General features: G+C 49.8%; 22 protein-coding genes. 11 read left to right on the top strand and 11 right to left on the bottom strand.

Translation table 11 applies throughout. From position 1 onward, the window contains the following. Positions 1-12: 12 nt before the first annotated feature. Positions 13-300: an acylphosphatase gene (locus tag K3G39_RS16850; protein WP_220627344.1), complete on the bottom strand. Its 288-nt coding sequence runs from the start codon at positions 298-300 to the stop codon at positions 13-15. Between the two features lie 204 nt (positions 301-504). Between K3G39_RS16850 and sdaAA the strand changes: the two genes are divergently transcribed. The 3 genes from sdaAA (at position 505) to K3G39_RS16865 (ending at position 4,862) form a co-directional block, all read left to right on the top strand. Then, positions 505-1,413, top strand: a complete 909-nt coding sequence (gene sdaAA, locus K3G39_RS16855; RefSeq protein WP_220627345.1) for an L-serine ammonia-lyase, iron-sulfur-dependent, subunit alpha — start codon at positions 505-507, stop codon at positions 1,411-1,413. 401 nt (positions 1,414-1,814) lie between these two features. Beyond that, a complete protein-coding gene (locus K3G39_RS16860) occupies positions 1,815-2,990 on the top strand; it encodes a DUF4407 domain-containing protein (protein WP_220627346.1) in 1,176 nt (391 codons plus the stop codon). 615 nt (positions 2,991-3,605) lie between these two features. Next, complete coding sequence (locus tag K3G39_RS16865; RefSeq protein WP_255594437.1) at positions 3,606-4,862, top strand: pyridoxal phosphate-dependent aminotransferase; 1,257 nt, start codon at positions 3,606-3,608, stop codon at positions 4,860-4,862. A 76-nt stretch (positions 4,863-4,938) separates the two neighbouring features. On the opposite strand, the gene K3G39_RS16870 is transcribed toward K3G39_RS16865, so the two are convergent. Continuing rightward, complete coding sequence (locus K3G39_RS16870) at positions 4,939-5,403, bottom strand: Lrp/AsnC ligand binding domain-containing protein (RefSeq protein WP_220627347.1); 465 nt, start codon at positions 5,401-5,403, stop codon at positions 4,939-4,941. 154 nt (positions 5,404-5,557) lie between these two features. On the opposite strand from K3G39_RS16870, the gene K3G39_RS16875 reads away from it, so the two are divergent. Beyond that, positions 5,558-6,511 (top strand): asparagine synthetase A, encoded by a 954-nt coding sequence (locus K3G39_RS16875; RefSeq protein ID WP_220627348.1) that lies wholly within the window; start codon positions 5,558-5,560, stop codon positions 6,509-6,511. 510 nt (positions 6,512-7,021) lie between these two features. On the opposite strand, the gene K3G39_RS16880 is transcribed toward K3G39_RS16875, so the two are convergent. The 9 genes from K3G39_RS16880 to K3G39_RS16920 form a co-directional block, all read right to left on the bottom strand. Beyond that, positions 7,022-8,398: a LutB/LldF family L-lactate oxidation iron-sulfur protein gene (locus K3G39_RS16880; RefSeq protein WP_220627349.1), complete on the bottom strand. Its 1,377-nt coding sequence runs from the start codon at positions 8,396-8,398 to the stop codon at positions 7,022-7,024. A gap of 150 nt (positions 8,399-8,548) precedes the next feature. Next, positions 8,549-10,201 carry a M28 family peptidase gene (locus K3G39_RS16885; protein ID WP_220627350.1) on the bottom strand — a complete coding sequence of 551 codons (1,653 nt, stop codon included), beginning with the start codon at positions 10,199-10,201 and terminating at the stop codon, positions 8,549-8,551. A 34-nt stretch (positions 10,202-10,235) separates the two neighbouring features. Further along, a complete protein-coding gene (gene ispF, locus K3G39_RS16890; RefSeq protein WP_220627351.1) occupies positions 10,236-10,721 on the bottom strand; it encodes a 2-C-methyl-D-erythritol 2,4-cyclodiphosphate synthase in 486 nt (161 codons plus the stop codon). A 198-nt stretch (positions 10,722-10,919) separates the two neighbouring features. Further along, a complete protein-coding gene (locus tag K3G39_RS16895; protein ID WP_220627352.1) occupies positions 10,920-12,020 on the bottom strand; it encodes an alkene reductase in 1,101 nt (366 codons plus the stop codon). A 258-nt stretch (positions 12,021-12,278) separates the two neighbouring features. Beyond that, on the bottom strand, positions 12,279-13,106 hold the full coding sequence (locus K3G39_RS16900) for an aldo/keto reductase (protein WP_220627353.1): 828 nt from the start codon (positions 13,104-13,106) through the stop codon (positions 12,279-12,281). Between the two features lie 59 nt (positions 13,107-13,165). Continuing rightward, complete coding sequence (locus tag K3G39_RS16905) at positions 13,166-13,615, bottom strand: MarR family winged helix-turn-helix transcriptional regulator (protein ID WP_220627354.1); 450 nt, start codon at positions 13,613-13,615, stop codon at positions 13,166-13,168. A 110-nt stretch (positions 13,616-13,725) separates the two neighbouring features. Beyond that, positions 13,726-14,166, bottom strand: a complete 441-nt coding sequence (locus tag K3G39_RS16910; RefSeq protein WP_220627355.1) for a hypothetical protein — start codon at positions 14,164-14,166, stop codon at positions 13,726-13,728. A gap of 195 nt (positions 14,167-14,361) precedes the next feature. Then, positions 14,362-14,814 carry a PepSY-like domain-containing protein gene (locus tag K3G39_RS16915; RefSeq protein WP_255594438.1) on the bottom strand — a complete coding sequence of 151 codons (453 nt, stop codon included), beginning with the start codon at positions 14,812-14,814 and terminating at the stop codon, positions 14,362-14,364. Between the two features lie 165 nt (positions 14,815-14,979). After that, positions 14,980-16,245 carry a pitrilysin family protein gene (locus K3G39_RS16920; protein ID WP_220627356.1) on the bottom strand — a complete coding sequence of 422 codons (1,266 nt, stop codon included), beginning with the start codon at positions 16,243-16,245 and terminating at the stop codon, positions 14,980-14,982. A gap of 297 nt (positions 16,246-16,542) precedes the next feature. Here K3G39_RS16920 and K3G39_RS16925 point away from each other — a divergent pair, with 297 nt between their 5' ends. From K3G39_RS16925 to K3G39_RS16955, 7 genes are all read left to right on the top strand, one after another. Next, complete coding sequence (locus tag K3G39_RS16925) at positions 16,543-18,522, top strand: thiamine pyrophosphate-dependent enzyme (RefSeq protein WP_220627357.1); 1,980 nt, start codon at positions 16,543-16,545, stop codon at positions 18,520-18,522. A 75-nt stretch (positions 18,523-18,597) separates the two neighbouring features. Next, positions 18,598-18,765, top strand: coding sequence for a hypothetical protein (locus tag K3G39_RS16930; RefSeq protein WP_255594439.1), 168 nt, complete (start codon positions 18,598-18,600; stop codon positions 18,763-18,765). Positions 18,766-18,819: 54 nt separating this feature from the next. Next, positions 18,820-19,176: a hypothetical protein gene (locus K3G39_RS16935; protein ID WP_220627359.1), complete on the top strand. Its 357-nt coding sequence runs from the start codon at positions 18,820-18,822 to the stop codon at positions 19,174-19,176. A 16-nt stretch (positions 19,177-19,192) separates the two neighbouring features. Next, positions 19,193-19,534, top strand: coding sequence for a bacillithiol system redox-active protein YtxJ (gene ytxJ, locus K3G39_RS16940; protein ID WP_220627360.1), 342 nt, complete (start codon positions 19,193-19,195; stop codon positions 19,532-19,534). Between the two features lie 166 nt (positions 19,535-19,700). Further along, a complete protein-coding gene (locus K3G39_RS16945; protein ID WP_370627274.1) occupies positions 19,701-20,429 on the top strand; it encodes a hypothetical protein in 729 nt (242 codons plus the stop codon). Positions 20,430-20,563: 134 nt separating this feature from the next. After that, a complete protein-coding gene (gene lipA / locus K3G39_RS16950; RefSeq protein WP_255594442.1) occupies positions 20,564-21,466 on the top strand; it encodes a lipoyl synthase in 903 nt (300 codons plus the stop codon). Between the two features lie 496 nt (positions 21,467-21,962). After that, entirely contained in the window at positions 21,963-26,096 is a 4,134-nt protein-coding gene (locus tag K3G39_RS16955) for a gliding motility-associated C-terminal domain-containing protein (protein ID WP_220627361.1), read from the top strand. Positions 26,097-26,111 lie beyond the last annotated feature (15 nt).

Raw genomic sequence — 26,111 nt, forward strand, 5'->3', positions numbered from 1 at the left:
CATCCAATTCTTTTACCTCCTCTGCTCAAACCTTTCAAACCCCTTCAACCCCTCCTTTTCCTCCACTTCTACTTTCTCTACCCGCGCGCGGTCGGGGCCTTGGTGTGCCCATTTTTCCAGTTCTTTCAGTGCTTCGGGTTTTCCTTCGGCTTCCAGGTATACGGTGCCGTCGGGTTCATTTTGTACAAAACCATACAGGCCCAATTCAAGTGCTTTTCCTTGGGTGCTGGCTCTGAAAAATACGCCTTGCACCCGGCCGTGTATGCGCATGGCCACACGCTTTTTGTCTTTGTTTTCCATCAGGTATAAGTATAGCTCGTTTCCTCAGAAAAACGGAGAAGACAGGTATAGGTTAAGGTGCGAGGAAGCGCTGGCCAAAACAGAACGTTTAGCCCCGGAAGCCGTGTTATCAAATGGAGCAGGAGTCTAGCTGATTCCTGAAATTTAGATTATCTTTAACACGCCCTCGCGCTAAGGTGGCGGGGTAGGTATAGCCCATACGATATGTCATTACTATTCAACGATTTTAAGAGCTGGGAAAAGCATTGCGCTGAAACCGGCGAACCACTATACCAGCCCGTGCTGGAGTACGAAATAGAGCAGAAGGGCCGCACCGAGGAGTTTATCTGGGAGAATATCGCCAAGGCCTATGAGGTGATGAAGGATGCGGTGCATACCGGCCTCACCGAAGACATGACCTCCCGCTCAGGTATGGTGAACAACAGCGCCAAGAAAGTGGCCAAATCGCCGGTAACGGTGCTGTCTCCGGAGTTTCAAATGCTGGTGTCTCGTGCGCTGGGAGCCAAGGAGGTGAACTCCTGCATGGGCCGCGTAGTGGCCGCTCCAACAGCCGGTGCCTCCGGTATACTGCCTGGTACACTCACTACGCTGCAGGAACTGCACGGACTTGATGATCGCAAAATTCATGAAGGCCTGCTCGTGGCAGCAGGTATAGCCCTGATCATCGAGCAGAATGCTTCTTTGGCCGGAGCCGTGGGCGGTTGCCAAGCTGAGACGGGTAGTGCGGCTGCCATGGCAGCAGGCGCTATTGTGTATTGCCTCGGCGGCAACGTGGAGCAGGTGTTCACGGCAGTAGCCATAACGATCCAATGTATGCTGGGCCTGGTATGCGATCCGGTGGCGGGACTGGTAGAAGTGCCCTGCATTGTGCGCAACGCCAGTGCGGCCGCTATTGCTTATTCTTCCTCACAGCTGGCCATTGCCGGTGTTAATGCCGTCATTCCGGTCGACCAGTGCGTAGCGGCCCTCGGCGAGGTGGGCGAGAGCATGGAGCGCAAGTACAAAGAAACTGCCCTCGGCGGACTGGCCAACACACCCCGAGCCCGCGAGATAGAGAAATTCGTGCTGGTGCAGGATGTGGAGATCCTTCCGGACGAAGACGAGAACAGTTAAGGAGTTTAGGTGTTTAAGAGTTAGAAAGGGATTACTTAAAGATCTTACTCAATACAAAGGCAGCGGCTGGATAAGTCGCTGCCTTTTTTGATGTACTGATTATACCTGATGTACCGTCACCTTTATCCAGATAATTATGAAATTCTGTTATCCCATGGTGGTAGGAGCCCTTTTGTAAAGATTCAGGCAATTGGCTATACCTTCTTCATCAGCCGTATAGAACAGTAGAAAACGGTTGAGCTTAAGCACGTAAGGCTTCTGTCGCGGTAGTAGCGCCGGTGTTCATCACATTTTAGAGGTGGTTCGTCACATTTTAAAGGATAAAAGTATTAAAGCCAGTAAGTTAGGCGTTGTTATTGCATGCTGCCTTTGCATCAGTTTTAACCTGTACAGGATTATACATGAAGAAGTTTTTTTGGTGGTGCGCCGGTGCCGACGACACTATTCTTGAGAAGTGCTCTAAGTCGGAGCATATTAAGTATGCCGGTGTCGGTGCGACCGTTCTATTCACAGGTGTGCTGGCCAGCTTGTCGGGCGGTTATGCCCTCTACACGGTGTTCGATTCGGTGCCGATGGCCGTAGGCTTTGGTTTGCTGTGGGGCGCCGTTATCTTCAACCTCGACCGCTTTATCGTTTCCACCATCCGCAAAGAAGGCAAATTCTGGAGAGAACTGCTGATGGTAACGCCGCGTATTTTGCTGGCGCTGGTGCTGGCCGTGGTTATCTCCAAACCGCTGGAGCTGAAGATTTTCGACAAAGAGATACAGGCCGTTCTGAAAGAAAAGCAGGCAGAGCTTGCCATTCAACACAAATCCTTAGTGAACAAGCAGTTTGCCGAGGTAGATTCTGTGAAGTCTGAGATTGCAGGTATACGGGCCGAAGTGGAAGCCAAAATACAGGAGCGAAACAAACTTTACGAACAGGTAGCCGCAGAAGCCGACGGTACAGGTGGTACCGGCAAAATAGGCCGAGGCCCCATCTACGATGAGAAAAAGCAGCAGTACGACAAGGTAGATGAAGAACTCAAGTTGTTGCAGGCTAGCGCTGCCGACAGAATTTTGGTAAAAGAGCAGCGCATTGCCGACCTCATGAAGCAGTACGACAGCACCGTGGCCGAGGGGCAGGAAAGCTTTTCGAACTACGATGGCCTGATGGCCAGAATCGACGCCTTGAACCAATTGCCGTGGCTACCCGTGTTCTTCATTACGCTGCTGTTTGTCTGCCTCGAAACGGCCCCGATCTTCACGAAACTGATTACCAGCAAAGGTCCTTACGACGACATTCTGAAAGGCCTGGAGCACGAGCGTACGACGCAGGAAATGCACCGGGTGCAGGAGCGCCAGAAGCAGTACGATACCCGCCAAGCTGTGGCAGAGGCCAAATTTGCAGCCCGTCAGGAGTTTGAAATTGAGGCCAAGCGCGAAGAAGAGCGCCTGAAATCAGATGCCCACCTCGATGTAGTCCGCGAGTCAGCAGCCGTGTGGCGCGAGCGCAAACTGGCCGATATCAGCCGCAGCCCCAACACCGCCGCCGATATTCTGAATGACGGGGAGGAGAGTAGTTATTATAAATGGTAAATTTATTCGGACGAAGTAAATTTTAAATTTTATTGCTTTGTTCTAACGCATAATTTCTGTTATCAGAAGCGCCTGTAAGTTATAGAAATCTTGCAGCCGCTTTTTTCTTTCCGTCTCAGGTATTTCTTTATAGCAATGATGGCGATGGCGCGAGCGTCCAGGCTCGTGCCTACTATGGTGGGGCCTCTGGCTCAGGTATAGCTTACTTTGCTTTCTAGCAACTGCAATCACAGGTATAGCAAACTGAATTGTTCTATAGCTTGCCCTGGCCGGGGGGGCTCACTTTTTTCCTTGATGAAAAAAGTGAGGGCTCCTACCCCCAGTAAGCAAAAAAATCAAGACGCTTTTAAACTCGCTGACCGCTCAAACACAAAATCGTCAAGAGTGCACCGGGCACAGGCTTCTCTTTCATTGCTTCCGTGCAAGTTAGTCTTGCTATACCTTGCAAGGGTCATTTTTGTCACGTATGCATACAGCATAAGATTGAGCTACGCATTCCCGCATACTTGAGACCGGATAGCCAGTAATCAGACCTAATTATTAGCTTTTTGTACTGCGTTTGGGCCATACTTTTTCTAGAAGTTAGTATCTTGGAGCGTACTAACTGACAGGCGCATGACCGTTTCTAGAATGGCCCAAAACCTCATCGGTTCCGAGATTATCAAGCTCGCCGGTGAAGTCAACGCAATGATTGCCAAAGGCGAGCAAATCTGCAACCTTACCATCGGCGACTTCGATCCTAAGATCTTTCCTATACCTGGCGAACTGCGAGCTGGCATTGCCGAGGCCTACGCCGAAGGACATACCAATTACCCGCCTGCCAATGGGGTAGCCGTGCTGCGCAAAGCCGTCGCCGACTTCACTCGCGACCAATTGGGTCTGGAGTATTCCGAAAATGACATTCTGGTAGCTGGCGGCTCCCGTCCGCTGATTTACGCGACCTACCTGGCCCTTGTAGACCCGGGTGACAAAGTGGTTTTCCCGACGCCATCGTGGAACAACAACCACTATTGCCATCTTTCCAGCGCAACACCTGTGATGGTAGAGACCAATCCGGACAACAATTTCATGCCAACGGCTGCCGATGTGGCTTCTCAATTGAAAGGTGCAACCATGCTGGCCCTGTGCTCACCGCTTAACCCGACGGGCACCATGTTCTCCAAAAAAGACCTCGAGGATATTTGCGACCTGGTTATTGCCGAAAACAAAAGCCGGAGTGCAGGCGAAAAGCCACTTTACATCCTGTATGACCAGATCTACTGGATGCTGACTTTTGGCGAGCACAAGCATTACGACCCTGTTAACCTGCGCCCTGAGCTGCGCGACTACACCATTTACATCGACGGCACTTCCAAATGCTTCGCGGCTACTGGCGTGCGCGTTGGTTACGCTTTCGGCCCGACTGGAGTGATTGATAAGATGAAGGCGATTCTAGGTCACGTGGGTGCCTGGGCGCCGAAAGCCGAGCAAATGGCTACCGCCCGCTTCCTGCACCAAACCGACACCGTGGATGTGTTCCTGGACGAGTTCAAACATGATGTGCGCGCGAGTCTGGACATGCTTTATCACGTTTTCAAAGACTTGAAAAACGAAGGGTATAACGTGGATGCCATCGAGCCGATGGGGGCCATTTACCTTTCCGCCAAACTCGACCTGGCCGGCAAAACCACACCATCTGGCCAGGTGCTGCAAACCAGCAAAGACATCAGTTTCTACATACTTCAGGAAGCCAAGCTGGCCGTCGTTCCGTTCTCTGCTTTCGGTTCTGATCCGGCGCTAGGCTGGTTCCGACTGTCAGTTGGCGGCGCTTCGCTGGAAAGTATAAAAGACTCGCTGGGCAGGTTAAGAGAAGCGCTGCAGAAGTTGAAATAAGGTATAGCAGAATTACTTTAATAAACTCAGGTATAGCAAAGCTGCTTCGGACCAGTCCGAAGCAGCTTTGCTATACCTACTCAACCCCCACCGAAATCTGCCTCGTTATACTCTCCTCCAGCGAAATGAACGTTTCGGTGCGATGCACGCCTGCTATACCCTGCATTTTCTCGTTGAGCACTTCGCGCAGGTGTTTCGTGTCGCGGCAGATGATCTTGACGAACATACTGTAGGCACCGGTAGTATAGTGGAGCTCTACAATCTCAGGTATAACGCGCATTTTCTCCACCACTTCTTTGTAGGCAGAGCCCTTCTCTAAAAACACCCCGATAAAGGCACATACATCATACCCTATCGCTGCCGGATTAATCAGGAGTTGTGCTCCCTGCACAATGCCCATCTCCGTCATTTTCTTGAGGCGTACATGAATCGTGCCCCCCGAAACACCTAACTCCTTGGCGATATCAGTATAGGCACGGTTAACATTCTGCATCAGCAGGTGTAGAATCTGACGGTCGAGTTTATCAATTTGTGAATCCATACTCAATATATATCCTGTGTTTTAGTGGATTATCAATTATTTGCTCCGTATTTTGATATTATTTTAGCAAAAGTAATTAAATGTTAAATAATTTTCAATATATATCACTGATAATTAAGTTTGCAATACATCAATTCATTAAAAATAAGATAGAATGGAATTGCAGACACTCACAGAACCTACGGCACTGGAAGCTACCATGAAGCACCTGAGCCGTGTGTCCCTGCCCAAAGTGCTCAAAGTACAGCAGGGAATTATCCGTGCCACGCACGACTTTATGTTCAAAAAAGGGCTCACGCAGCTGATGCCGCTCATGCTCTCGCCTATTACCGATCCGCTCAACCACGGCGTGGTAGATGCTAGTATCGGTTATGCGGACCAGCGTTGGAGCCTCACTAAATCGATGATTTTCCACAAGCAGCTGGCATTGGTAAACCCTGAGTTGGAAAGCCTCTACATTGTGTCGCCCAACGTGCGTCTTGAGTTTTCGGATCGCGCCGAAACAGGCCGCCATTTGTTCGAGTTCACACAAGTAGATTTCGAATTCCGTGGCAAAGACCGCTTCTTTGTGATGGAGTTCATGGAAGAACTGGTCAACTACATCTTCGCCAGCCTGAACAGAGATATTCCTGAACTTCTGATGGAGCTGCGTGGCGAGCTGCTGCCGCAGTATGAGAAGTGGCCGGTATACCGCACCGAAAAGCTGGAAGCCGCCTTGGGTCCGGATTATGAAGCGATTCAGTCTGAGGAGTCGACTGAGCCATTCTGGCTGATCAACCACAAGCGTGAGTTCTACGACAAAGAAGACCCTAGCCGCCGCGGTACCTATCTGAACTACGACGTTATCTGGCCGGAGGGATTTGGCGAAGGATTGTCAGGTGCCGAGCGTGAGCATGAGTACAAGCAGATTTTGAAGCGCATGGCCGAAGTCGGCACCAATACCGAAACATTTAAGCATTACCTGGAAATCGCCAGAGCGGGCTTGCTACCTAAAACTGCCGGTGCCGGATTCGGTGTGGAACGTATGACGCGTTTTATCTGCCGTCTGAAAGATGTGAATGAAGTAACGGTATTTTCCCGTAAGCCATGTACTCCTGCTATTTTTTAAAGGTATAAGGTATGGACGACGGTAATAATAATTGCCTGGGAGACCAGGCGGATAATGGAACATAAAAGGCCTGCAATCTTCAGTTTGCAGGCCTTTTATGTTTAATGAGGTATAGTTTGCGACTGGCGTAGTGGCAGCTATAGGTATAGCAACCAGTATTGTTTTATAGCTTCGCCTGTGCAGCGGGCACCTCCTTTTTTTCTTGATAAAAAAATCGAGGGCCCCTACCCCCAGTAGGCAAAAAAATCAAGACTCCCCAAATCGAGGGCCCCTACCCCCACTCGCTGAACGCTCAAACAGTGGGTAGTCATTTGGGTGCACTTGGCTGAAGTGATCCGTTTCATTGCTGAAGGTGCAAGTAAGTCTTGCTATACCTGCCCGTGATCTGTTAAAGGTGCAACGAAGCTTATACCTGCAGAGAGGCAGCTTCAAAAATTCCACTCTTTAAAGAGAGGGGCAGGGAGGCTATCGTGCACGAGAATCCTCTAATCCTGAAAATCCTGATTCAGATTACTTCCCCTCCCGCTCTTTCCAAAGCTGGTTAAACGACTTCGGCGCTACTTGTAGCGGCTCGCGGCGCTTGCTCCAGGTATCTTTCAGTACTTGCTTCAGCACGAAATTTTTCACGCCAGCCGGAGCCATGTTCAGCAATTTTCGGCTCTTCATGGCTTTTAGCCACAGCTTAAAGGTGGTGCGTTCGTTCTTTTCGGTAAAACCCTGTTCTACACTCTGGCGGCGGTTGAGCAGCAGCAGGTTGTGGATGTTAATCTTCACCGGGCAAACCGAAGTACATGCGCCGCAAAGCGAACTGGCAAAACTCAGGTGCTTATTTTCGGCCATGCCGTTGTAATGCGGCGTGATCACTGAACCGATCGGACCGCTGTAGGTACTCTCGTAGGTATGGCCGCCAATGTTTTTGTATACCGGGCACACGTTCAGGCAGGCGCCGCAGCGGATGCAATTCAGCGCTTCGCGCTTCTCGGGTAGGGCTAGTAATTCGGTACGGCCATTATCGAGCAGCACCACATACATTTCTTCCGGACCGTCCTTCTCATTTGGCTGGCGCGGACCAGTGAAGATGGTGTTGTAAATGGTGACTTGCTGACCGGTTCCGCTCGTGCTGAGCAAAGGCCAGAATAGGTCCAGGTCCATTACCGAGGGTAGCATCTTCTCTATACCTACAATGGCGATGTGCGTTTTCGGGAAGGCGGTGGACAAACGGCCGTTGCCTTCGTTTTCGGTAATCGCTACACCTCCGATATCGGCCAGCAGGAAATTGCCACCGGTTATACCTACTTCGGCCTCAGTATACTTGGCGCGCAGCAAGCGGCGGGCAGTGGCTACCAGTTCTTCTGCACTATCGGTAGGGGCAATCTTGAGTTTCTTTACAAAGAGGTCAGCAATATCCTTCTTAGACATGTGCATGGCGGGCGTCACAATATGATAAGGCCTTTGCTCAGCCAATTGCACAATGTACTCGCCAAGGTCCGTCTCTACCGTCTCGATTCCGTTCTTCTCCAGGAAGTTATTTAAATGAATTTCCTCCGTCGTCATCGACTTCGACTTCACCACCGAGCGGGCACGCTTGCGCTTCATGATCTGGCCGATCTCCTTGAGTGCCTCTTCGGCGTTGCGGGCCCAGATCACCTTGCCGCCACGGGCCGTAAAGTTCGACTCGAACTCCATCAGGTACTTGTCCAGGTTGTTGATGGCGTTGGTTTTTATGAAAGAAGCCCTTTCGCGGGCGAGCTCGTGATCGCTGTATTGGGTAAGGCCACGTTGCACAGCGGCGTTATACTTGCCGATGTTGAACCTAATGGTCGAGCGGTGGCCCAAGTCAAATGATTTCGTTTCGGCATCCAGCAGAAACTGTTTTAGTCTACTCATAAGCTAAACCCTATGGTCTTTCCCGAAAATGGCTTTTTTTCAGGAAGTGCTGTAAAAAGGAAAACACCCTTAAAGTTAGGGTGTTTTCCTCAAAGCTAATAAAAGCGGATTGTTTTTATGATAAACGGCCGCTGGTGCGGGTTTAGTATGTTACTTTTTGTTGCTGTCTACTACAATGCGGTTGTCGCGGTTGGCAAGCTCCCAGGTCACGTGGAACGCCAGACGAGCGGCTTTCTCAGCTTTTTCGAAAAGGATCTTGTCTACTGTGTCGGTTGACTTGTGGTAATCGGCGTGTACACCATTGAAGTAGAACACGATCGGAATACCGTGCTTGGCAAAGTTGTAGTGGTCAGAGCGGTAGTAGAAACGGTTCGGGTCGTTCTCGTCGTTGAACTTATAGTCAAGGCGCAGGCCTACGTGCTTCTGGTTTACCTCTTCGTTGATCTTGTGCAGTTCAGAAGAAAGTTTGTCAGCACCGATTACATAGATGTAGTTCTGGTCATTTGTCTTCTCAGCGTCGAAGTCCATGCGGCCAATCATGTCGATGTTGATGTTGGCTACCGTGTTCTCCAGCGGGAATACAGGGTTGTTGGCATAGTACTCAGAACCTAACAGGCCTTTTTCTTCAGCCGTAACGGTCATGAACAGGATGCTGCGACGTGGGCCCATGCCGTCTTTCTTGGCTTGTGCAAAAGCCTCTGCCAGTTCGATTACGGCTACTGTACCTGAACCGTCGTCATTCGCACCGTTAAAGATCTCGCCGTCCTCTATACCTACGTGGTCGTAGTGTGAGGTTACAATGATTACTTCATCTTTCTTGTCTGTGCCCTCGATGTAACCCAGTACGTTTTCAGACGGAAGCGCTGTGCTGTTACGCTCAGTTTTCACTTTCACATCTTTTACAGTTGTGAAAGTGCCGGCAGTTGGTTTTCCTGCTTTGGCTACAGTGTTGGCATAGGCCAGCATTTTCTCAGGGGTAGTGCCCAGCAAAGCAGCTCCTACCTGTGGCGACACCATCATGGCTGCAGTAGCTCCACCCTGAGCGCCATTGCCCTTCAGGCCGATTGACGGACGCGACAGGAAGTTGCGGTAGCGTTGCGTCATGGTCTTAAATTCATCAGCATTGTTGCCTGTTACCACCAGCACGCTCTTGGCTCCACGCTTGGTAGCCGCATTGCGCTTGGTACGGAAGTCGTTGCCCCAGTCAGAGGCCTTTTCAGTACCGCTTACCAGGAACTTGCCGTCAGCACTTTTTGGCTCACCGCCCAGTACAACCACCATTTTACCTGTTACGTCGAGGTTGGCGTAGTCAGAGTAGTTGTCAGCATCGATGCCGTAACCGGCAAATACTATTTCAGCGGTCTGTTCGGTCTGGTAGGGGGATGCGCCCAGCACGAAGAAGTCCTGGCCCATCATGAACTTTTGGTTGCCCACCATGATGTAACCGTCGCCCCACTGGCTGCGCTCCAAAGCTACCGGCTGGTAATACGGATTGGCGTTGTTCTTTACAGGTCCGGCCAGGCCATCTTCTTTAAACTCGCGGGAGATGTACTCAGCAGCCATTTGCAGGCCTTTAGAACCTGTATCGCGGCCTTCATACTCATCCGAAGCAAGTATGTGAAGGTGCTTGGACAAGTCAGCGGCGGTGATTGTGGCTGCATACTTAGGGGCAGCTTCGCGGAGTCGGTCAGCGTCTGCAACCGGGGTTTCAGCAGTGGTGCTGGTGGTGGTAGTAGGCGTGGTAGCGCAACCTGTGGTCAGGAAGGCGGCCAGCGCATACAGATAAAACTTGTTATACTTCATGTTTGTTGTTGGTGAAGAAAAGGGTTAGTGATTGTTATTGCTTATAGATAAGTACAGTTGCAAAAGCGGCCACGCCTTCTTTTTTGCCCACAAAGCCAAGGTGCTCGGTAGTAGTAGCCTTAATGGAAATATCCTGCTCCGGTATACCCATCACGTTAGCCAGACAGGCCTTCATGTACGGTATATGCGGATTTACTTTAGGCTCCTGCAGGCAGATAGTGGTGTCAATATTACCAATCTCGTATCCTTCGCGGGAGAGCAGGTGCACCACTTCTTTGAGCAGGATTTTGCTGTCGATGCCTTTGTACTGCGGGTCTTTGTCAGAGAAATGGTAGCCGATGTCGCGTAGGTTGGCAGCACCCAGCAGTGCATCGCATATAACGTGCGTCAGTACATCGGCATCGGAATGGCCGAGTGCGCCGTGCGTGTGCGGAATCTTAATGCCGCCAAGCCAGAAATCCAGCCCTTCCTGCAGTTGGTGCACGTCGTAGCCAAAGCCTGTTCTTATTTTAAATTTCATAGTAAGTGTTGAAGGTATAGCGCATGCCTGATAAGGCAGGTATAAAAAGTAAATATAGTTTCTTTTACGCTTTAGTCATTAATCGGCAGGCGCATTTTTCAAGGGTATAGACTTAAATCAGGCGGAAAGGTTTAAAAAACAAGAGCCAGCCACCGGTTAGGGTAGTTGGCTCTTGTCTATATTCTATTTAGGAAGCGCTTAGGCTTCCACTTCTGCCAGGGTTGGGTAATCCACATAGCCTTCAGGGCCGGGCGCATAGAATTTGCCTGGGTCTGCCTGTTGCAGTTCCGCATTCTCGGCAAAGCGCTCCACTAGGTCAGGGTTGCCAATAAACGGCACCCCGAAGGCCACCATGTCAGCGTCGCCATCGGCAATTACCTGATTACCTGTCTCCTGCTTAAAACCTCCGTTGATGATCAGGTTGCCGTTATACTTCGGACGGTAGCGCTTAGCCACTTGCGGCTCAATATGCGGTACGTTCTTATTGGCCGGCGAAGCTTCGGTCAGGTGCAGGTATGCCAAGCTACATTTGTTCAGCTGCTCTACAATGTAGTCGAAGGTTGGGATGGTATCCTCGTTCACGGTAATGCCGAAACCGCCGTGCATACTTGGGTTCAGGCGGACGCCGATACGATGCTGCGGCACCACTTCCTTAATGGCATCCAGTACCTCGAACAGAATACGGGCGCGGTTCTTTACAGATCCACCATAGTCATCGGTGCGCGCGTTGGCCGTGCTCACAAAGAACTGGTGCAGCAGGTAGCCGTTGGAGGCATGCACTTCCACACCGTCAAAACCAGCATCGATGGCGTTACGGGCAGCTGTTTTAAAGTCCTGCACAATTTGTTTGATTTCAGGTATAGTGAGCTCGTGCGGTGTAACGGTATCTTTGAAACCCTCCGGGGTGAAGGCTTTGTCATTAGGGTTGATAGCCGATGGGGCAACTGGCAGCTTTCCGCCATGGAAGTCTGGGTGCGACATGCGGCCCACGTGCCACAGCTGCGCGAAGATCTTTCCGCCTTCAGCATGCACGGCGCTGGTTACTTTCTTCCAGCCCGCTACCTGCTCTTGGCTGTAAATACCGGGCGTGTTGATATACCCAACGGCCTGCTCTGAGATTTGAGACCCTTCGGAGATGATTAAACCGGCGCTGGCACGTTGACTATAGTAGGTCACCATCAGGTCGTTGGCTACGTTGCCTTCATTGTTGGCGCGGCTTCGCGTCATGGGTGCCATGATCACGCGGTTTTTCAGTTCTAAATCGTGTAGTTTTATCGGTTTTAAAAGTGGTTGTGACATTTTTATGAATTGTTAAATTACTGGATTGTTAAATAGTTGAGTGCACGATTCTGTTAATGGTAATCAGTGATTTTTCGTGCACGATTCGGACCGGTCGCAACCTGTCCCTACAAAATCTGTTCTATACCCTCACTCACCTTTGGGGAGTGTTTGTTACCATGCTGACTCTGACTGCTTCTTTTATGTCCTTGCGCAGAAAGGCAAGAGAGGGCATATTGAGTAAGTTTATAAACTCCTAACTTCTTAAACTCTAAATTCCTAAACTACCTGGTCCCAGTCCGGTGCAAAAGGCGGATTAACGACTCTCTGGTTATCCTTTTTCAGTTGGTCGATCCGGGCGGTGTCTTCAGTTGACAGTTCAAAGTCGAAAATGTTCAGGTTATCCTTCAGACGCTCTGTTTTGGAAGTCCTAGGTATAGCCATTACACCGTCCTGTTGCACCAGCCAACGCAGCGATACCTGCACTTCGTTTTTGCCGTACTTTTCGCCTATCTCTTTTAAGACAGGGTTGCCGAGCACTTTGCCTTGCGCGATCGGGCTGTAGGCCGTCAGCGAAATACCATGCTCGCGCAGATAGGTATAGAGCTTCGTCTGGTTGATCAAGGGGTGGTATTCTACCTGATTGGTGATGATGTCGGCGCCTGTAGCCAATACCTCGCCGAGGAGAGCAGTAGGGTGGTTACTCACGCCGATGTGCCTGGTATAGCCTTTCCGCTGTGCCTCCATCAGCTGATCCATATACTCGGCCACGGGCACATTGCGGCTCGGCCAGTGAATCAATAAAAGGTCCACATAATCGGTCTTGAGCTTGCGCAGACTTTCCTCTACCGACGGCAGAAAATCCTTTTCCGACAGACTCTCCCGGAAAACCTTGGTGGTCAGGAAAATCTCGTCGCGGTCTAAACCTGAATCTTTAATGGCCGAACCTACGCCCGCTTCGTTCTGGTATACCTGCGCCGTATCGATGTGGCGGTAACCCGCTGAAATGGCGGCGGCCGTTATCTCGCGGGCCAATTCGTTCTCTAACTGAAAAGTGCCCAGCCCCAGAGCAGGTATAGTCGTGCTTTTTATGGTGATGTTCTTCATAAATATAATTTCAGTGTGTACATTATTTGTGCATACAAATATTCAGATAAAAAAATAGCTCAGCCTCTGAGTTTGTCTAGCAACTTGCTCACTAAAACAGCCTCTTTCTGTGTCAGGTTATGGAAGCGCTGAAAGAAGCCGGGCATTTGCTCATCTATCTGATTTAACAAGTCCGTACCTTTCGGGGTAAGCCTCACCTCGATCATGCGGCGGTTTGCCTGGCAGATGTCGCGGGTCACGTAGCCTTTTTCGATCAGTTTATCCACAAGGCGAGTTACATTGGAGTTGCGGTCCACCATGCGTTCCTGCACTTCACCAAAACAAACAGGCTCTGGGTGCTGGCCACGCACAATGCTCAGCACATTGTGCTGCTGCAGCGTGAGCCCAAACTGCTTGAAGAAAGGTATAAACTGCTGATTCAGCCAATTGTTTGTGAATAACAGATTAACCACCATCCGACGGTGATCGTCCTTGAAGTCTTTCTGCTGTAATTCGTCTTCTATCCGCATAGGCTGAATGTAGGTGCAAAGTTAGTCTCGTTGTTTGTATATACAAATGTTATGCTTGAAAAGTTGCAATGCCAGGTTGTCGGACTTATGAGTAGAAAGATTAGTATGAACTAGTCCCAGTAAGGTTGCCGGAGTTGCTGACCGTCTGCTGAAAAAACAACTTCAACCTCTGCTGTTTTGCTTTTGAGCACTACCTGGTAAGAAGTGATGAGATTTTTTACAAAAGCATCTGCCTCCACAAGTTTATAGCCCGAAAATTGTCTGCCAATAGAACTGGTAACGGCTTCTGGTAGTTCTGACGAAGGTATAGCGCGTTTGTATTGCGCGAGTTCACCGGATTGCTGGAAAAGTGCGCTGTGTTCGGCGGCATGTACCGTGAAGTCCGCTTCGTAATCATTCCCACTTTTTTCCCATTCAATTTGGTAGGCGTGCGGAAACGCTTCTAGTAAGTTCTGACGCACTTCCAGTGGCACTTTCTCTGGCATTACGTCATCATCACAGGAGGTCATACATGCTGTTAAAAGAAGGACGGCGATGAGTTGCGGCTTCATAAGTCGGTTATAAACTACAAGTAAGTAATCAATGCCTAAGATTATAAATTAAATCTGAAGACAATTTGTAGTCAGGTTATTTAGAGCAGTTTATTATTTGAGGGAGCAGGTATACAGGCTTTCAGCGGCTGTTGAAAAACAAAAAAGGACCGGAGCACTGTGCCTCCGGTCCTTTTAAATGCAGGCTGCGGGTAATTAATCCCAGTAAGCTTGCTGCACTTGCTGACCATCGGCGGAAAAGACAAGTTTTTCGTCCGCGCTAGTGGTATGGTCAAGTTCTACCTGATACAAAGTGTCGCCGTTCTGCACCAGCACTTCCGGGTCATCTATTTTACGATCCGCATAATTCTGGGTGATAGTGGTTCGGATCGCCTCCGGGAGCTCAGTTTCAGCTATGTTATATTTATGCTTCATCATAGAGCCGGATGAATTGAACAGGGCGCTGTAATCCACTCTGTCTATATCAAAATCGGCTTCAAAGTCTTCTCCCTTTTTCTCCCAATCTATGTCTGTTGCGTTCGGGAAACTGGTTGACAGCGCCTCACGCACAGTTGCAGGCACGTCATCGATCTTTATATCATCATCGTTGTTATCACAAGACATTAGGGTGCCAGTCAATAATAGAAATGCTAAAGCGGTTGATTTCATGGTATTCAGTTTTATGATTAAAATAATTACTTACACCAAGTTACTATGCGATTTTGAAGGAAATCTGGAGGAAGAGAGTTTTTGCAAACCATGGGCAACAAAAAAGCGGCTGCCATCTACCTGGCAGCCGCTTTTTAAATTTTTTTAATAATTGCTATACCTTGCCTAAACTTCCTGTTCCACTGCTTGCTCTTTCTTCTCGGCTTTATAAAGTAACGTGGAGCAATTGTTCGGGTCAAGCACCTCTTTGGCGCAGCGCAAAATATCCTGCGGCATGATGGCCTGAATCTTCTCACCTTCAGTGTTCACGAAATTTGCATCACCGAGGAGTTTGCCATAAGCCAGGTTCATGGCGCGGTTCAGGAGCTCAATTTCGGAGAACACGAGCGAGGTTTCGGCCTGGTTTTTCACTTTGTTCAGCTCTTCCTCGTCTACCAGCTGCTCCATCAGTTCTTTGTTGATAGCCTCAATGGCGGCGTTGGCTTCCTGCAGGTCTATACCTTCATTGAGTTTGCCCTGGATGATCAGCAAGCCCGGTTCAATGGAACCCGTCACGGATGCGGAAATAGAGTTAAATAGTTTCTGCTCTTTCACCAGTTGCTCGTACAATCGCGACGATTTGCCACGGCCCAGAATGTCGCTGATCAGGTCGACGGCATAGTAGTCTTCGTGCGTGCGGTGCGGCATGTGGTAAGCCTTGTAGATGGCGCTCAGCGGCACGTCGGCGCTGGTTTCGAGCACGCGTGGTGCCTGCTGCTTTGGCTCATGAGGTATAGCACGCTCATATTTTTCTCCGGCAGGTATAGGGCCGAACCATTTTTGAGATAATTCTTTCGCCTTGTCAAAGGTCACGTTGCCAGCTATCACCAATATGGCGTTGCTTGGGGAGTAATGTTTCCTGTGGAACGCTTTCACGATGTCCATGGTCGCGTCTTCAATATGAGCGATTTCTTTGCCGATGGTGGCCCACTTGTAAGGGTGCTGCTCGTAGGCCAGCGGGCGCAGCTTCAGCCAAACATCGCCGTAAGGTTGGTTCAGGTAATTTTGCTTGAACTCCTCTACCACCACCTTGCGCTGTACTTCCAATCCATGCTCGCTGAAAGCCAGGTCCAGCATGCGGTCCGACTCCAGCCAAAAACCGGTTTCGATGTTCTGGGCCGGCAGCGAAAGGTAATAGTTGGTGATGTCGGGACTGGTGAAGGCGTTGTTTTCGCCACCCACGCGCTGCAGGGGTTCGTCGTATACCGGTATGTTTTTGGATCCGCTGAACATCAGGTGCTCAAATAAGTGCGCAAAGCCGGTGTGCTGCTCTACCTCGTCGCGGGAGCCCACGTCGTAGAGCACGTTCAACACGGCCATGGGGGAGGTATGGTCTTCGTGCACGATCACACGGAGGCCGTTATCCAGCGTAAATTCCTCGAAATGTATCATAATCTTCTTCTCTTTAAAGGATGGCAACTGACGTTACCTTAGCCTGATTTCTTTCCTGTCATTTCTTTTTCAACAGGTATACCTTGTGTCCTGTTCAAGCAAAACCGGCAAATACTTGCAGGCCTGACAGGTTTTCTGTAGCTTTTGCTCTCTTTACGGTCTTTCGGTTGCCGCTTGTTGCGAATGCCGGTGCCGCTAAGGCACGAAGTACCGAACAAATTTATAAATTAGCACCATAATCGGCAGCGAATGCAAGCGTTATGCTGCCATACCACAACGAATTTTTCTCTTTAAAAGATGAACTATAATCGCAAAGATTACTCTGACGACGAACTGATCGCTTTATATAAAGGTATCCTGAAACCTCGCATGATCGAAGAGCGCATGCTCGTGCTGCTGCGCCAGGGCAAGGTGAGCAAGTGGTTTTCAGGTATAGGCCAGGAGGCTATTTCAGTAGGCTCGGCCATGGCGCTAGAGTCAGATGAGTACATTTTGCCGCTGCACCGCAATCTGGGTGTGTTCACGGGCCGCAATGTGCCCCTGGATAGACTCTTTGCACAGTTTCAGGGCAAAAAGACGGGCTTCACGAAGGGCCGCGACCGCTCTTTCCACTTTGGCTCCAACGAGCACCACATTGTAGGTATGATCTCACACCTGGGTCCACAGTTGGCGGTGGCCGATGGTATAGCCCTGGCTGACCTGCTCGATAACAAAGAGAAAGTGGCGCTGGTGTTCAGCGGCGACGGCGGAGCTAGTGAAGGTGACTTCCATGAAGCACTCAATGTGGCAGCTGTTTGGAATCTGCCGGTGATTTTCATGATCGAGAACAATGGTTACGGACTATCCACTCCAAGTAACGAACAGTTCAAGTTCAAGCACTTCATCGATAAAGGTCCTGCTTATGGTATAGATGCCCTGCAAATCGACGGCAACAATATTGTAGAGGTATACGACACGGTGCGACAGGCTGCCTACAGTATGCGCAAGAACCCGCGTCCGATGCTGATCGAGGCGATCACCTTCCGGATGCGCGGGCACGAAGAGGCCAGTGGTACCAAATATGTGCCGCAGGAGCTGTTTGAGAAGTGGTCGAAAAAAGATCCAGTAGAGAACTTTGAGAAGTACCTCTTGGATGAAGTGATTCTGACGCCAAAAGCCATAGAAGGTATACGCGAAGAAATAAAAGCCGAGATCGAAGAAGGGCTGCAGACCGCCTTTGCCACGCCAATGCCAGAGGCAAGCCGCGAAGAGGAACTGGAAGATATGTACCGTCCTTTCGAGCAAGAGGTGATAAAGCCGGAGTCAGATGCCAAAACCGAGCGACGCTATGTAGACGCCATTTCGGATGGTTTGCGCCAGAGCATGGAGCGCTATCCGGAACTGGTACTGATGGGGCAGGACATTGCCGATTATGGCGGCGTGTTCAAAATTACAGAAGGCTTTGTTGATAAATTCGGCAAAGACCGCGTGCGCAACACCCCGCTTTGCGAATCGGCTATACTAGGTATAGGATTGGGCATGTCTGTGAAGGGCAAGAAGAGTATGGTCGAGATGCAGTTCGCGGACTTCGTAAGCTGCGGTTTTAACCAGATCGTAAACAACCTGGCCAAAAGTCACTACCGCTGGGGCCAAAATGCCGATGTGGTGGTGCGTATGCCAACAGGCGCCGGTACAGCAGCCGGACCCTTTCACTCACAGAGCAACGAGGCCTGGTTCTTCCATACCCCGGGCCTGAAGATCGTATATCCGTCATCGCCTCACGATGCCAAAGGCTTGCTGAATGCGGCCATTGAAGACCCAAATCCTGTTATGTATTTTGAGCACAAGATGCTTTATCGTTCCATTTCGCAGGAAATTCCGGACGATTACTATACCATTGAGATCGGCAAAGCCAAACAGGTAGCCGAGGGCTCAGATATTTCCATTATTACTTATGGTATGGGCGTGCACTGGGCCAAGCAACTGCAGCAGGAGATGACAGACATTAGCTTTGATATACTCGACCTGCGCTCGCTGCTGCCCTGGGATAAAGAAGCTGTACGTGATACCGTAGCCCGCACCGGCCGCGTTATCATTCTGCACGAAGACACCATGACCGGCGGTATAGGCGGCGAAATAGCGGCTTGGATCGGAGAAAACTGCTTCGAGCTGCTCGATGGTCCGGTAACACGGGTTGCCAGTCTGGACACGGCCGTGCCATTTGCGCCGCCGCTAGAGCAGGAGTTCCTGCCAAAGCAGCGCCTGCGTGAGAAGGTGGAAGCCATCATGGCATTTTAGCGGAAATTACCTTAGATAAACTTATATTGCAGTGTGATGCAGAAAAGTAGATATTGGATATTGGGCCTGCTATGCATGGCACTGCTTTTTGGTACGGGCTGTCAGCGCAAGGGTATTATACCTTGTCCAAAGCCGGGTAAAACAGCCAAGGTATCGGGTAAAAACGCTACCGGGCTGCAATCGGTGAAGGTAAGCATGGACAAAAACGGACGTGTGAAGAAGAAGCGAATGGGAATTTTTTAGAGGAGCAACTCCTGTTCCCGAATTCAGTATAACAACTGTAGACGGAAAGCTGTTATGAAGAAGCTGGGATTTGATAAACAAACGAAATGTTTGGTACTAATGACAGGTATGCTGCTTCTGGCAGTTAGTCCTGCGTTTAGTCAGATCAACTATACCATGACAGACAAGCACGGGCGCCTGATGCGTAAAGCACTGCGGGAAGCCAACCAGGTAGAGGTGACCACCTACAAGGAAACCCACTTGAACATGGAATCCTATACCTTGAAGAAAGGTGAATCTGGCAAAGTGCGGCAGCGTCCGGTGCTAGGTATGTTCAAGTCTAAGCGCGAGAACAGGAACGATGCCATAGAGCAGGGCCCGGCTGACCGTGAGAAAATGAAATTCAGGCTTTTCCGGAAGAAGGAAAAGTAAACCTAATCAGATATCTATGAATTGGCATCCGCTAACCAGCGCAGAGCAGTTAGATACCATTATTGAAGAGTCGAAGCACACCCCGGTGGTGATATTTAAACACAGTACAGCTTGTTCTATCAGCTCCACTGCCAAAAGCAGGCTGGAGCGACAGTGGGACGGCGCCAGTGTAGACCATATTAAGCCCTACTACCTTGACCTGTTACGCTACCGGCCGGTTTCAAACGAAATAGCTGAGGTTTTTCAGGTACAGCACCAGTCGCCCCAATTGTTGCTGATTCAGGATGGTATGTGCACCTATGATGCTTCACACTTGAGCATCAGCATTGATTCGATGAAAAAAAGCCTGGCGGTTTGAAGCGCAACTTCGTAAACAGGCCTCAGGTATAATCTGTAGTACTTCTTTTTAGCAGCCCTACCTGCCTGGGGTTATGTGCCGGGTTGTATGGCTCCGAATGCCGGATACCTGCCTGCTTTTGGATCTGGCTTTTTGATAGAACATACTTAACCCAAACTGTAAAAAGGTGACTAGAAACCTGGTACTCACAATTGCTATGACGCTGCTGCTGGTATTGCCGGCTTGGGCTCAGTCTGACGATGACTTTAGCAATGAGCTAAGCTACGGCATCAACCTGAACTCGAACGGCGGTTTGCTGGGGGGAGCGTTTGTGCGCAGTTCCTGGTTCATGAAAGAGCGGCTCTACCGTTTTGGCGGGCTGGAGATTGTAGAGGTCAAACATCCGAAAGAGAACAGGCTATACAACCCGGGCTCGGGCGACCATTTTATTGCAGGCAAGCAAAATCACTTCTTCGCGGTGCGCCCGCACTACGGCCTGGAGCATGTGCTGTTCCGTAAAGCTACCGAAAGCGGGGTGCAGGTGAATGCCCTGGGAGCGGCCGGTCCTTCACTGGGTTTGCTTATACCTTACTACATCCGCTATGACTATGGCGGCGGCCTGGGCAACGACGTTCGCACCGAGGCCTATGATCCGGACAAGCATCTGAGTTTTGAGAACACCCTGGGTAATGCCAATGTGCTTACCGGCCTAGGTGAGACCAACATTAACCTGGGGGTACATGCCAAGGTAGGTATGAGTTTCGAGTATGGCCGTTACCGCGAGAGCATCACAGGTATAGAGGTGGGTTTCCTGGTGGAAAAGTACTTTAAGGATATGGTCATGATTCCGCAAACCGAAAACTACAGCACCTTTACCTCCGTGTACCTCAACATCTACTACGGTCGTCGCAAATAAGCGGCGCAAAGAACAATTCCACGCAATCGTTTGTTGAGAAAGGAGCGCCCCAGGTATAGGCAGTGTTGCCTTAATTTCCTGATGCATTTGCTGAAGTCTTAACGCATTATACCTATCTTTGCAGCATGGATGAAATGATGACACTTCCGGTGATACAACCCAATGCTAAGCCCGAGGGGCTCAATGCTTTGGGTCAGCCCCGCAAGCCAAACTGGCTTCGTGTAAAGCTGCCGGTAGGGAAAGAGTATGCGAAGGTAAGAAACATCGTAGACGAGTATAAGCTGCATACCATCTGTGAAAGCGGTAACTGCCCAAACATGGGCGAGTGCTGGGGAGCCGGCACAGCTACTTTCATGATTCTGGGCAATGTGTGTACGCGCAGCTGCTCTTTCTGTGCCGTGGCCACGGGCCGCCCCAACGAATACGACGAAGACGAGCCACGCCGCGTAGCTGAAGCCATTCAGTTAATGGGTGTGAAGCACGCCGTGATAACTTCTGTGAACCGCGACGAACTCAAGGACCGCGGTGCCGCCATCTGGCACGAAACCGTGCGTATGGTAAAAGAACTTTCTCCTGCTACTACCATCGAAACCCTTATACCTGACGTGAAGGCCAGCTGGGACGCGCTGATCACCATGATATCGCCGGGTCAGGAAGTGGTGTCGCATAACGTGGAAACTGTTAAAGAACTGTACCGCCGTGTTCGACCGCAGGCCAAGTATGAACGAAGCATAGAGCAGATCCGCCGCACAAAAGAATATGGCAAGCGCACCAAAACCGGTATAATGCTGGGCTTGGGTGAAACGCGCGAACAGGTATACCAGGCGATGGATGACCTAGCCGCCAACGGTTGCGATATCCTGACACTGGGCCAGTATCTGCAGCCAACAAAGCTCCATATTGAGGTGGCTGAGTTTATTCACCCTGATTTATTTGAGCATTACAGAGAAGAAGGCCTGAAACGTGGAATAAAGTATGTAGAGTCCGGTCCGTTGGTACGATCATCGTATCACGCTGAGCGCCACGTAAATGTATAACACTGAGTGCCGTATAAACTTTTAAAGAATTTTTAGAAAGTTTTAATCTGATATTGGGGGTGCCCTATTGGTTTAATAAAGCTGATAGGGCACTTTTTTATTGCACTAATTTCCTTCCCTAAATTTCCCTGTTTTATTTAATTTTTTTTCAGTTCCTTTGCTCGCCCATATAACAAAAGGTGTATAAAATGATCATTTTGGCAACTCAAGGGCCCTTCAATTAGTATATTCAAGTATTCATGTACACCTACAACGCTATATGCCCATATTAGATCCTTGCACCGTTAACCTAAATAATTAAAAAAAATTTTTAACTGAATCATGTTAGAATAGTAATACACAATTGCTGTTATAACATTTTCTGACAACCTATATATTGTATTTTTTATATTGTATTAAACTTATCTATAATATATAAGTATCAGGATATAGTAAAAGTTTATGGAAATACATTTATATTTATGCCTGATTTATTACGCTTTTTTACACATTCCCTATGAGTAGAATTTTACTGCTTCTAACCCTTTTTCTGACTGCCACTACCACCCTTAGCTTCGGGCAGACGGAAATAAACCCAGGACGCGTTAACAGATTCATTGCTTTAGCCAATGAACAGATCATCGTTAAAGGCCCTGACAGAACATGGATCCGCGGTGACATTGGCATCAGCCCTGGCAATGTTATTACCGGTGAAGAATTTCTTGACGTAACAGGCAAGAAAGAGAAGGGAACTGAAATAGCAGCAGAAGCAATGGCTCATGCGAACAGGCTGTATCAGGAACTGATTGCGCTTCAAGAGATAGAAAACCTGAACCCTAACTTAGGAAATGGCCGCGAAATCTATCCTGGTGTTTACAGCATCACAGGCAATGCCACTATCAGCGGTATTTCACTTTTAGTGACACAGGAAGGAAGCTCTCCCTACTTCGTATTCAAAATCACGGGAAATCTGCGGGTGAACCCGGGTGCCCTTAGCCTTTCAGGTGTAGGGGTAGAATCTAAAAACATTTATTGGGTAGTGGACGGCGACGTAGAAGTACTGGCGCCTAGTTCCCTGTATGGCAATATCATCGCTACAGGCGACATCACATTCGGGAAAGGTGTATCGCTGTATGGTCGTGCCATCTCGCTTGGAGGTACGATTTATTTCGAAAATAACCCGACGGTGCTGCAGAACGTGACCAACGCCGACCTGACCGTAAGGAAAGATGTTGACAACACAAACGTATCGCTGGGCTCGCGTGTGGTTTATACCATTACTGCTATTAACAATGGCCCGGGTATTGCTCGCAACGTAGTCGTGAAGGAGCGCATCCCATCCGGACTGAGATTGGTAGAAGTTATGCCGGCTACAAAAGGGACTTACAGCCACGAAAATAACGAGTGGATAATTGGCGACATGGCCGTATATGAAACCCAAAATATCCGGCTGGTATTTGAAGTGATCGGGACAGGTAACATTACCAACGAAGTGATTATTATCGGTGATGATCCTGATCCCAATCCGGATGACGACAAGGACGAAGAAGAGATTGTACTGCCAAATCTAAAACTGACCAAACGCATTGTCGATCCTAAATCGAGCTACAATCTGGGTGATGTGATCGCCTACGAAATCAAAGTTATAAACACTTCTTCTAAAGAGGAAAAGAACATAAACGTAAGCGAGCAGCTGGCAAGCGGGCTTAAGTATGTGCGTCACAATGAGACACCGGGCACAACCTATAACCCGGCAACAGGCATTTACAATATCCCAACACTGGCAGGCAATACCACAGCTACACTGATCGTGTATGCTGAGATTGTCGCTACGGGCAACATCCGCAACGTAGCCACTATCATCGACCGCGAAGATGACAAAGACCCGGACGACAATGAGGAAGAGGTGGAGATCGTGCTGCCTGACCTGGGCGTGACCAAGAAAATTGTTGATCCGAAGCAGGAGTATAAGGTAAATGATGTGCTGGCTTTTGAGATTAAGGTTTCAAACAACGCCTCTGCAGCCCAGACCAACATCAATGTGCGTGAGCAGCTGCCGAAGGAACTGGAATATGTAAGGCATACCGTGACGAATGGCGCTACTTATGACGCCGGTACAGGAATTCTGAACATACCGACACTGGCCGGAAAATCTTCAGCTACATTGATTGTCTATGCCAAGATTGTTGGCACAGGAGCGATCCGTAACGTGGCTACCATCACTGACCGTACCCCGGACAATGACAAGGACCCTGATAACGACGAAGATGATGTAGTGATCTTGCTGCCAGACCTGGGTGTGACCAAAGAGCTGGTAAATGCCAAGGCAGAATACATGGTGGGCGAAATGGTGCAATACCGTATTGTGGTAACCAACCATGGCGCCGGAGCCGAGAAGAATATAGTAGTAGGCGAGAAGTTGCCGGAAGGCCTTCGGTTAGTAGACTTTAATGTAAGCAACGGAGCTTCTTATGATCCGGCGACCGGAGCTTTCAAGATTCCTGCGCTGGAAGCTAAAGCAACTGCAGTACTTGTTATTAATGCGCAGTTAGTAAAAGCTGGCCGTGTGCGCAACATTGCCCGCATCATTAGCAAAGACACTCCAAACCCTACTGACCCGAATAATCCTGGTGATCCGAATGATCCTGATAACCCGGACAACCCAGATAACCCGGGTGATCCAACTAATCCGGGTGATCCAACTAATCCGGGCGATCCGAACAATCCGGGTGATCCAGGTGACTATGACGACTCTGACCCGGACAACGACGAAGACGATGTGGTGATTCCGGACGTGAAGTGCAATCCGAACATCGAGCTGTCATTTATAGAAGCACCGACTTCGGTATGCCGCGGAGGTGAGCTTACCTTCAAAGCAACGTCGGATGTGATTGGTGGCACCTATACCTGGACACTGCCAAAAGGCTGGAAAACGGTAAGCAAGTCAGAAGACGGCAGCACCATCACCGTAACTGCTGGCACCACCTTAAACGCCCAGACGATAAAAGTAACCGTGAAAACGCAGTGCAAGGATGTTAGCAAGACTGCTGAAACCACTGTCAACGTAATCGGCGAACCAGAAGGCTTAACTATAACAGGAGACGCTACCATGTGCTTCAACAGCAACACAGGTATAGCGCTGCGTGCAGCTTCTGTAGAAGGACTTACTTATAAGTGGACACTGGGTAGCAACCTTGAATTTGTAGAAGGCACCAACGTTGCCGGCACAAGTGTGCGTGTTCGTCCTAAGAACCTTAGCCTGACAGGTGGCAAGGTATACCTGACCGTAACCAACGCTTGCGGCTTTAGCACTACAACCGAGAAAGTGCTGAGCATCACGCCAACACCGGCTATACCGCAGGCCATTACCGGCAACCTGGACCTATGCGAAGGAGAAGAAACAACTTTCAGCACACCAGCAATCGCGAATGCCACCAGTTATACCTGGACCTTCCCGGCAGCTGACTGGACGATTGTGAGTGAAACGGAGAATGGCAGAGTAGTAAAAGTGAAAGTTGGTAAAGCAGGAGGTCCTGTTACTGTGAAAGCTGGTAATGACTGTAATGTTAGCGCGGCCTTCAGCCTGACGGTGAAAGTGACTAACATACCAGTGGCACCATCAATCTCCAGCACGGCTACAACAGCCTGTATCGGAGCTACACTTAACTTCAGCATCGCATCGCCGGAAGCAGGCATGGCCTATACCTGGTCAGTGCCACAAGGCTGGAGCGCCAACAAACTGACTGGTACCAGCATCGTGGTAACAGTAGGCGAGACGAGCGGTGACATTGAGGTATACGCTACCAACACCGTAAAGAACTGCGGTGCGGGTGCTGTGGCCAAGTTGGCTGTTTCACCAACGCTGAAGCCGGTAACTCCAGGAGCGATCAGCAGCAACATGAACGTATGCCTTAACAGTTCAGGCAACTCCTTCAGCATCGAGGCGGTACCTGGCGCGACAACCTACGAGTGGGAAGCGAATGGTGGCCTGACAATAGAAGGAGCCAGCAACGGCACGAGCATTACAGTAGCTGCAGCCGAAACAGGCGGTACAGTGCGTGTGAGAGCCATAAACGGTTGCGGCATCAGCGACTGGTCTAGCCTGAACGTCGACATCACCATGCCTCCTGCTCCTGTTACCCGCATCACCGACAACAGCAGCGTATGCGAAGGCCTGATCTATACTGCCAATGCAGTAGAAGGCGCGACATCCTATACCTGGACGGTGACAGAAGGCTTTACCATCGAGTCTGGTCAGGGTACTACAACTATTAAAGTGAAGGCCAGCAGCCCGACTGCAACAGGCCGTGTAAGTGTGATTGCCTATAATGGCAGCTGCGCAGGCGCTGCAGAGTACAGCATCGACATGGACGCCAAGCTGGCGGACGGACAACTGGACTTCCCGAAAGCCTTTAGCCCGAACGGGGATGGCAAGAACGATACCTGGCTGGTGAAAAACCTGGACAAGTTCCCGGACAACGAAATGGTGATTTTCAACCGCTGGGGATCTGAGGTGTTCAAGCAGAAGAATTACAAAAACGACTGGGCCGCCACAGGACTGGAACAAGGTACTTACTTCTACAAAGTAAGGGTGAAGCTATGCGATGGCAAGTACCAGGACTACAGCGGCTACGTGACCATCTTCCGATAAGCGAGTGCATTCATT

Source organism: Pontibacter sp. HSC-14F20 (genome assembly GCF_019599265.1).
In the GTDB taxonomy this organism is placed as follows: domain Bacteria; phylum Bacteroidota; class Bacteroidia; order Cytophagales; family Hymenobacteraceae; genus Pontibacter.

Excerpts from the sequence above, each read along its gene's own strand:
- K3G39_RS16850 (WP_220627344.1), bottom strand. The coding sequence starts at position 300 with ATGGAAAACAAAGACAAAAAGCGTGTGGCCATGCGCATACACGGCCGG.
- sdaAA (WP_220627345.1), top strand. The coding sequence starts at position 505 with ATGTCATTACTATTCAACGATTTTAAGAGCTGGGAAAAGCATTGCGCT.
- K3G39_RS16860 (WP_220627346.1), top strand. The coding sequence starts at position 1,815 with ATGAAGAAGTTTTTTTGGTGGTGCGCCGGTGCCGACGACACTATTCTT.
- K3G39_RS16865 (WP_255594437.1), top strand. The coding sequence starts at position 3,606 with ATGACCGTTTCTAGAATGGCCCAAAACCTCATCGGTTCCGAGATTATC.
- K3G39_RS16870 (WP_220627347.1), bottom strand. The coding sequence starts at position 5,403 with ATGGATTCACAAATTGATAAACTCGACCGTCAGATTCTACACCTGCTG.
- K3G39_RS16875 (WP_220627348.1), top strand. The coding sequence starts at position 5,558 with ATGGAATTGCAGACACTCACAGAACCTACGGCACTGGAAGCTACCATG.
- K3G39_RS16880 (WP_220627349.1), bottom strand. The coding sequence starts at position 8,398 with ATGAGTAGACTAAAACAGTTTCTGCTGGATGCCGAAACGAAATCATTT.
- K3G39_RS16885 (WP_220627350.1), bottom strand. The coding sequence starts at position 10,201 with ATGAAGTATAACAAGTTTTATCTGTATGCGCTGGCCGCCTTCCTGACC.
- ispF (WP_220627351.1), bottom strand. The coding sequence starts at position 10,721 with ATGAAATTTAAAATAAGAACAGGCTTTGGCTACGACGTGCACCAACTG.
- K3G39_RS16895 (WP_220627352.1), bottom strand. The coding sequence starts at position 12,020 with ATGTCACAACCACTTTTAAAACCGATAAAACTACACGATTTAGAACTG.
- K3G39_RS16900 (WP_220627353.1), bottom strand. The coding sequence starts at position 13,106 with ATGAAGAACATCACCATAAAAAGCACGACTATACCTGCTCTGGGGCTG.
- K3G39_RS16905 (WP_220627354.1), bottom strand. The coding sequence starts at position 13,615 with ATGCGGATAGAAGACGAATTACAGCAGAAAGACTTCAAGGACGATCAC.
- K3G39_RS16910 (WP_220627355.1), bottom strand. The coding sequence starts at position 14,166 with ATGAAGCCGCAACTCATCGCCGTCCTTCTTTTAACAGCATGTATGACC.
- K3G39_RS16915 (WP_255594438.1), bottom strand. The coding sequence starts at position 14,814 with ATGAAATCAACCGCTTTAGCATTTCTATTATTGACTGGCACCCTAATG.
- K3G39_RS16920 (WP_220627356.1), bottom strand. The coding sequence starts at position 16,245 with ATGATACATTTCGAGGAATTTACGCTGGATAACGGCCTCCGTGTGATC.
- K3G39_RS16925 (WP_220627357.1), top strand. The coding sequence starts at position 16,543 with ATGAACTATAATCGCAAAGATTACTCTGACGACGAACTGATCGCTTTA.
- K3G39_RS16930 (WP_255594439.1), top strand. The coding sequence starts at position 18,598 with ATGGCACTGCTTTTTGGTACGGGCTGTCAGCGCAAGGGTATTATACCT.
- K3G39_RS16935 (WP_220627359.1), top strand. The coding sequence starts at position 18,820 with ATGAAGAAGCTGGGATTTGATAAACAAACGAAATGTTTGGTACTAATG.
- ytxJ (WP_220627360.1), top strand. The coding sequence starts at position 19,193 with ATGAATTGGCATCCGCTAACCAGCGCAGAGCAGTTAGATACCATTATT.
- lipA (WP_255594442.1), top strand. The coding sequence starts at position 20,564 with ATGATGACACTTCCGGTGATACAACCCAATGCTAAGCCCGAGGGGCTC.
- K3G39_RS16955 (WP_220627361.1), top strand. The coding sequence starts at position 21,963 with ATGAGTAGAATTTTACTGCTTCTAACCCTTTTTCTGACTGCCACTACC.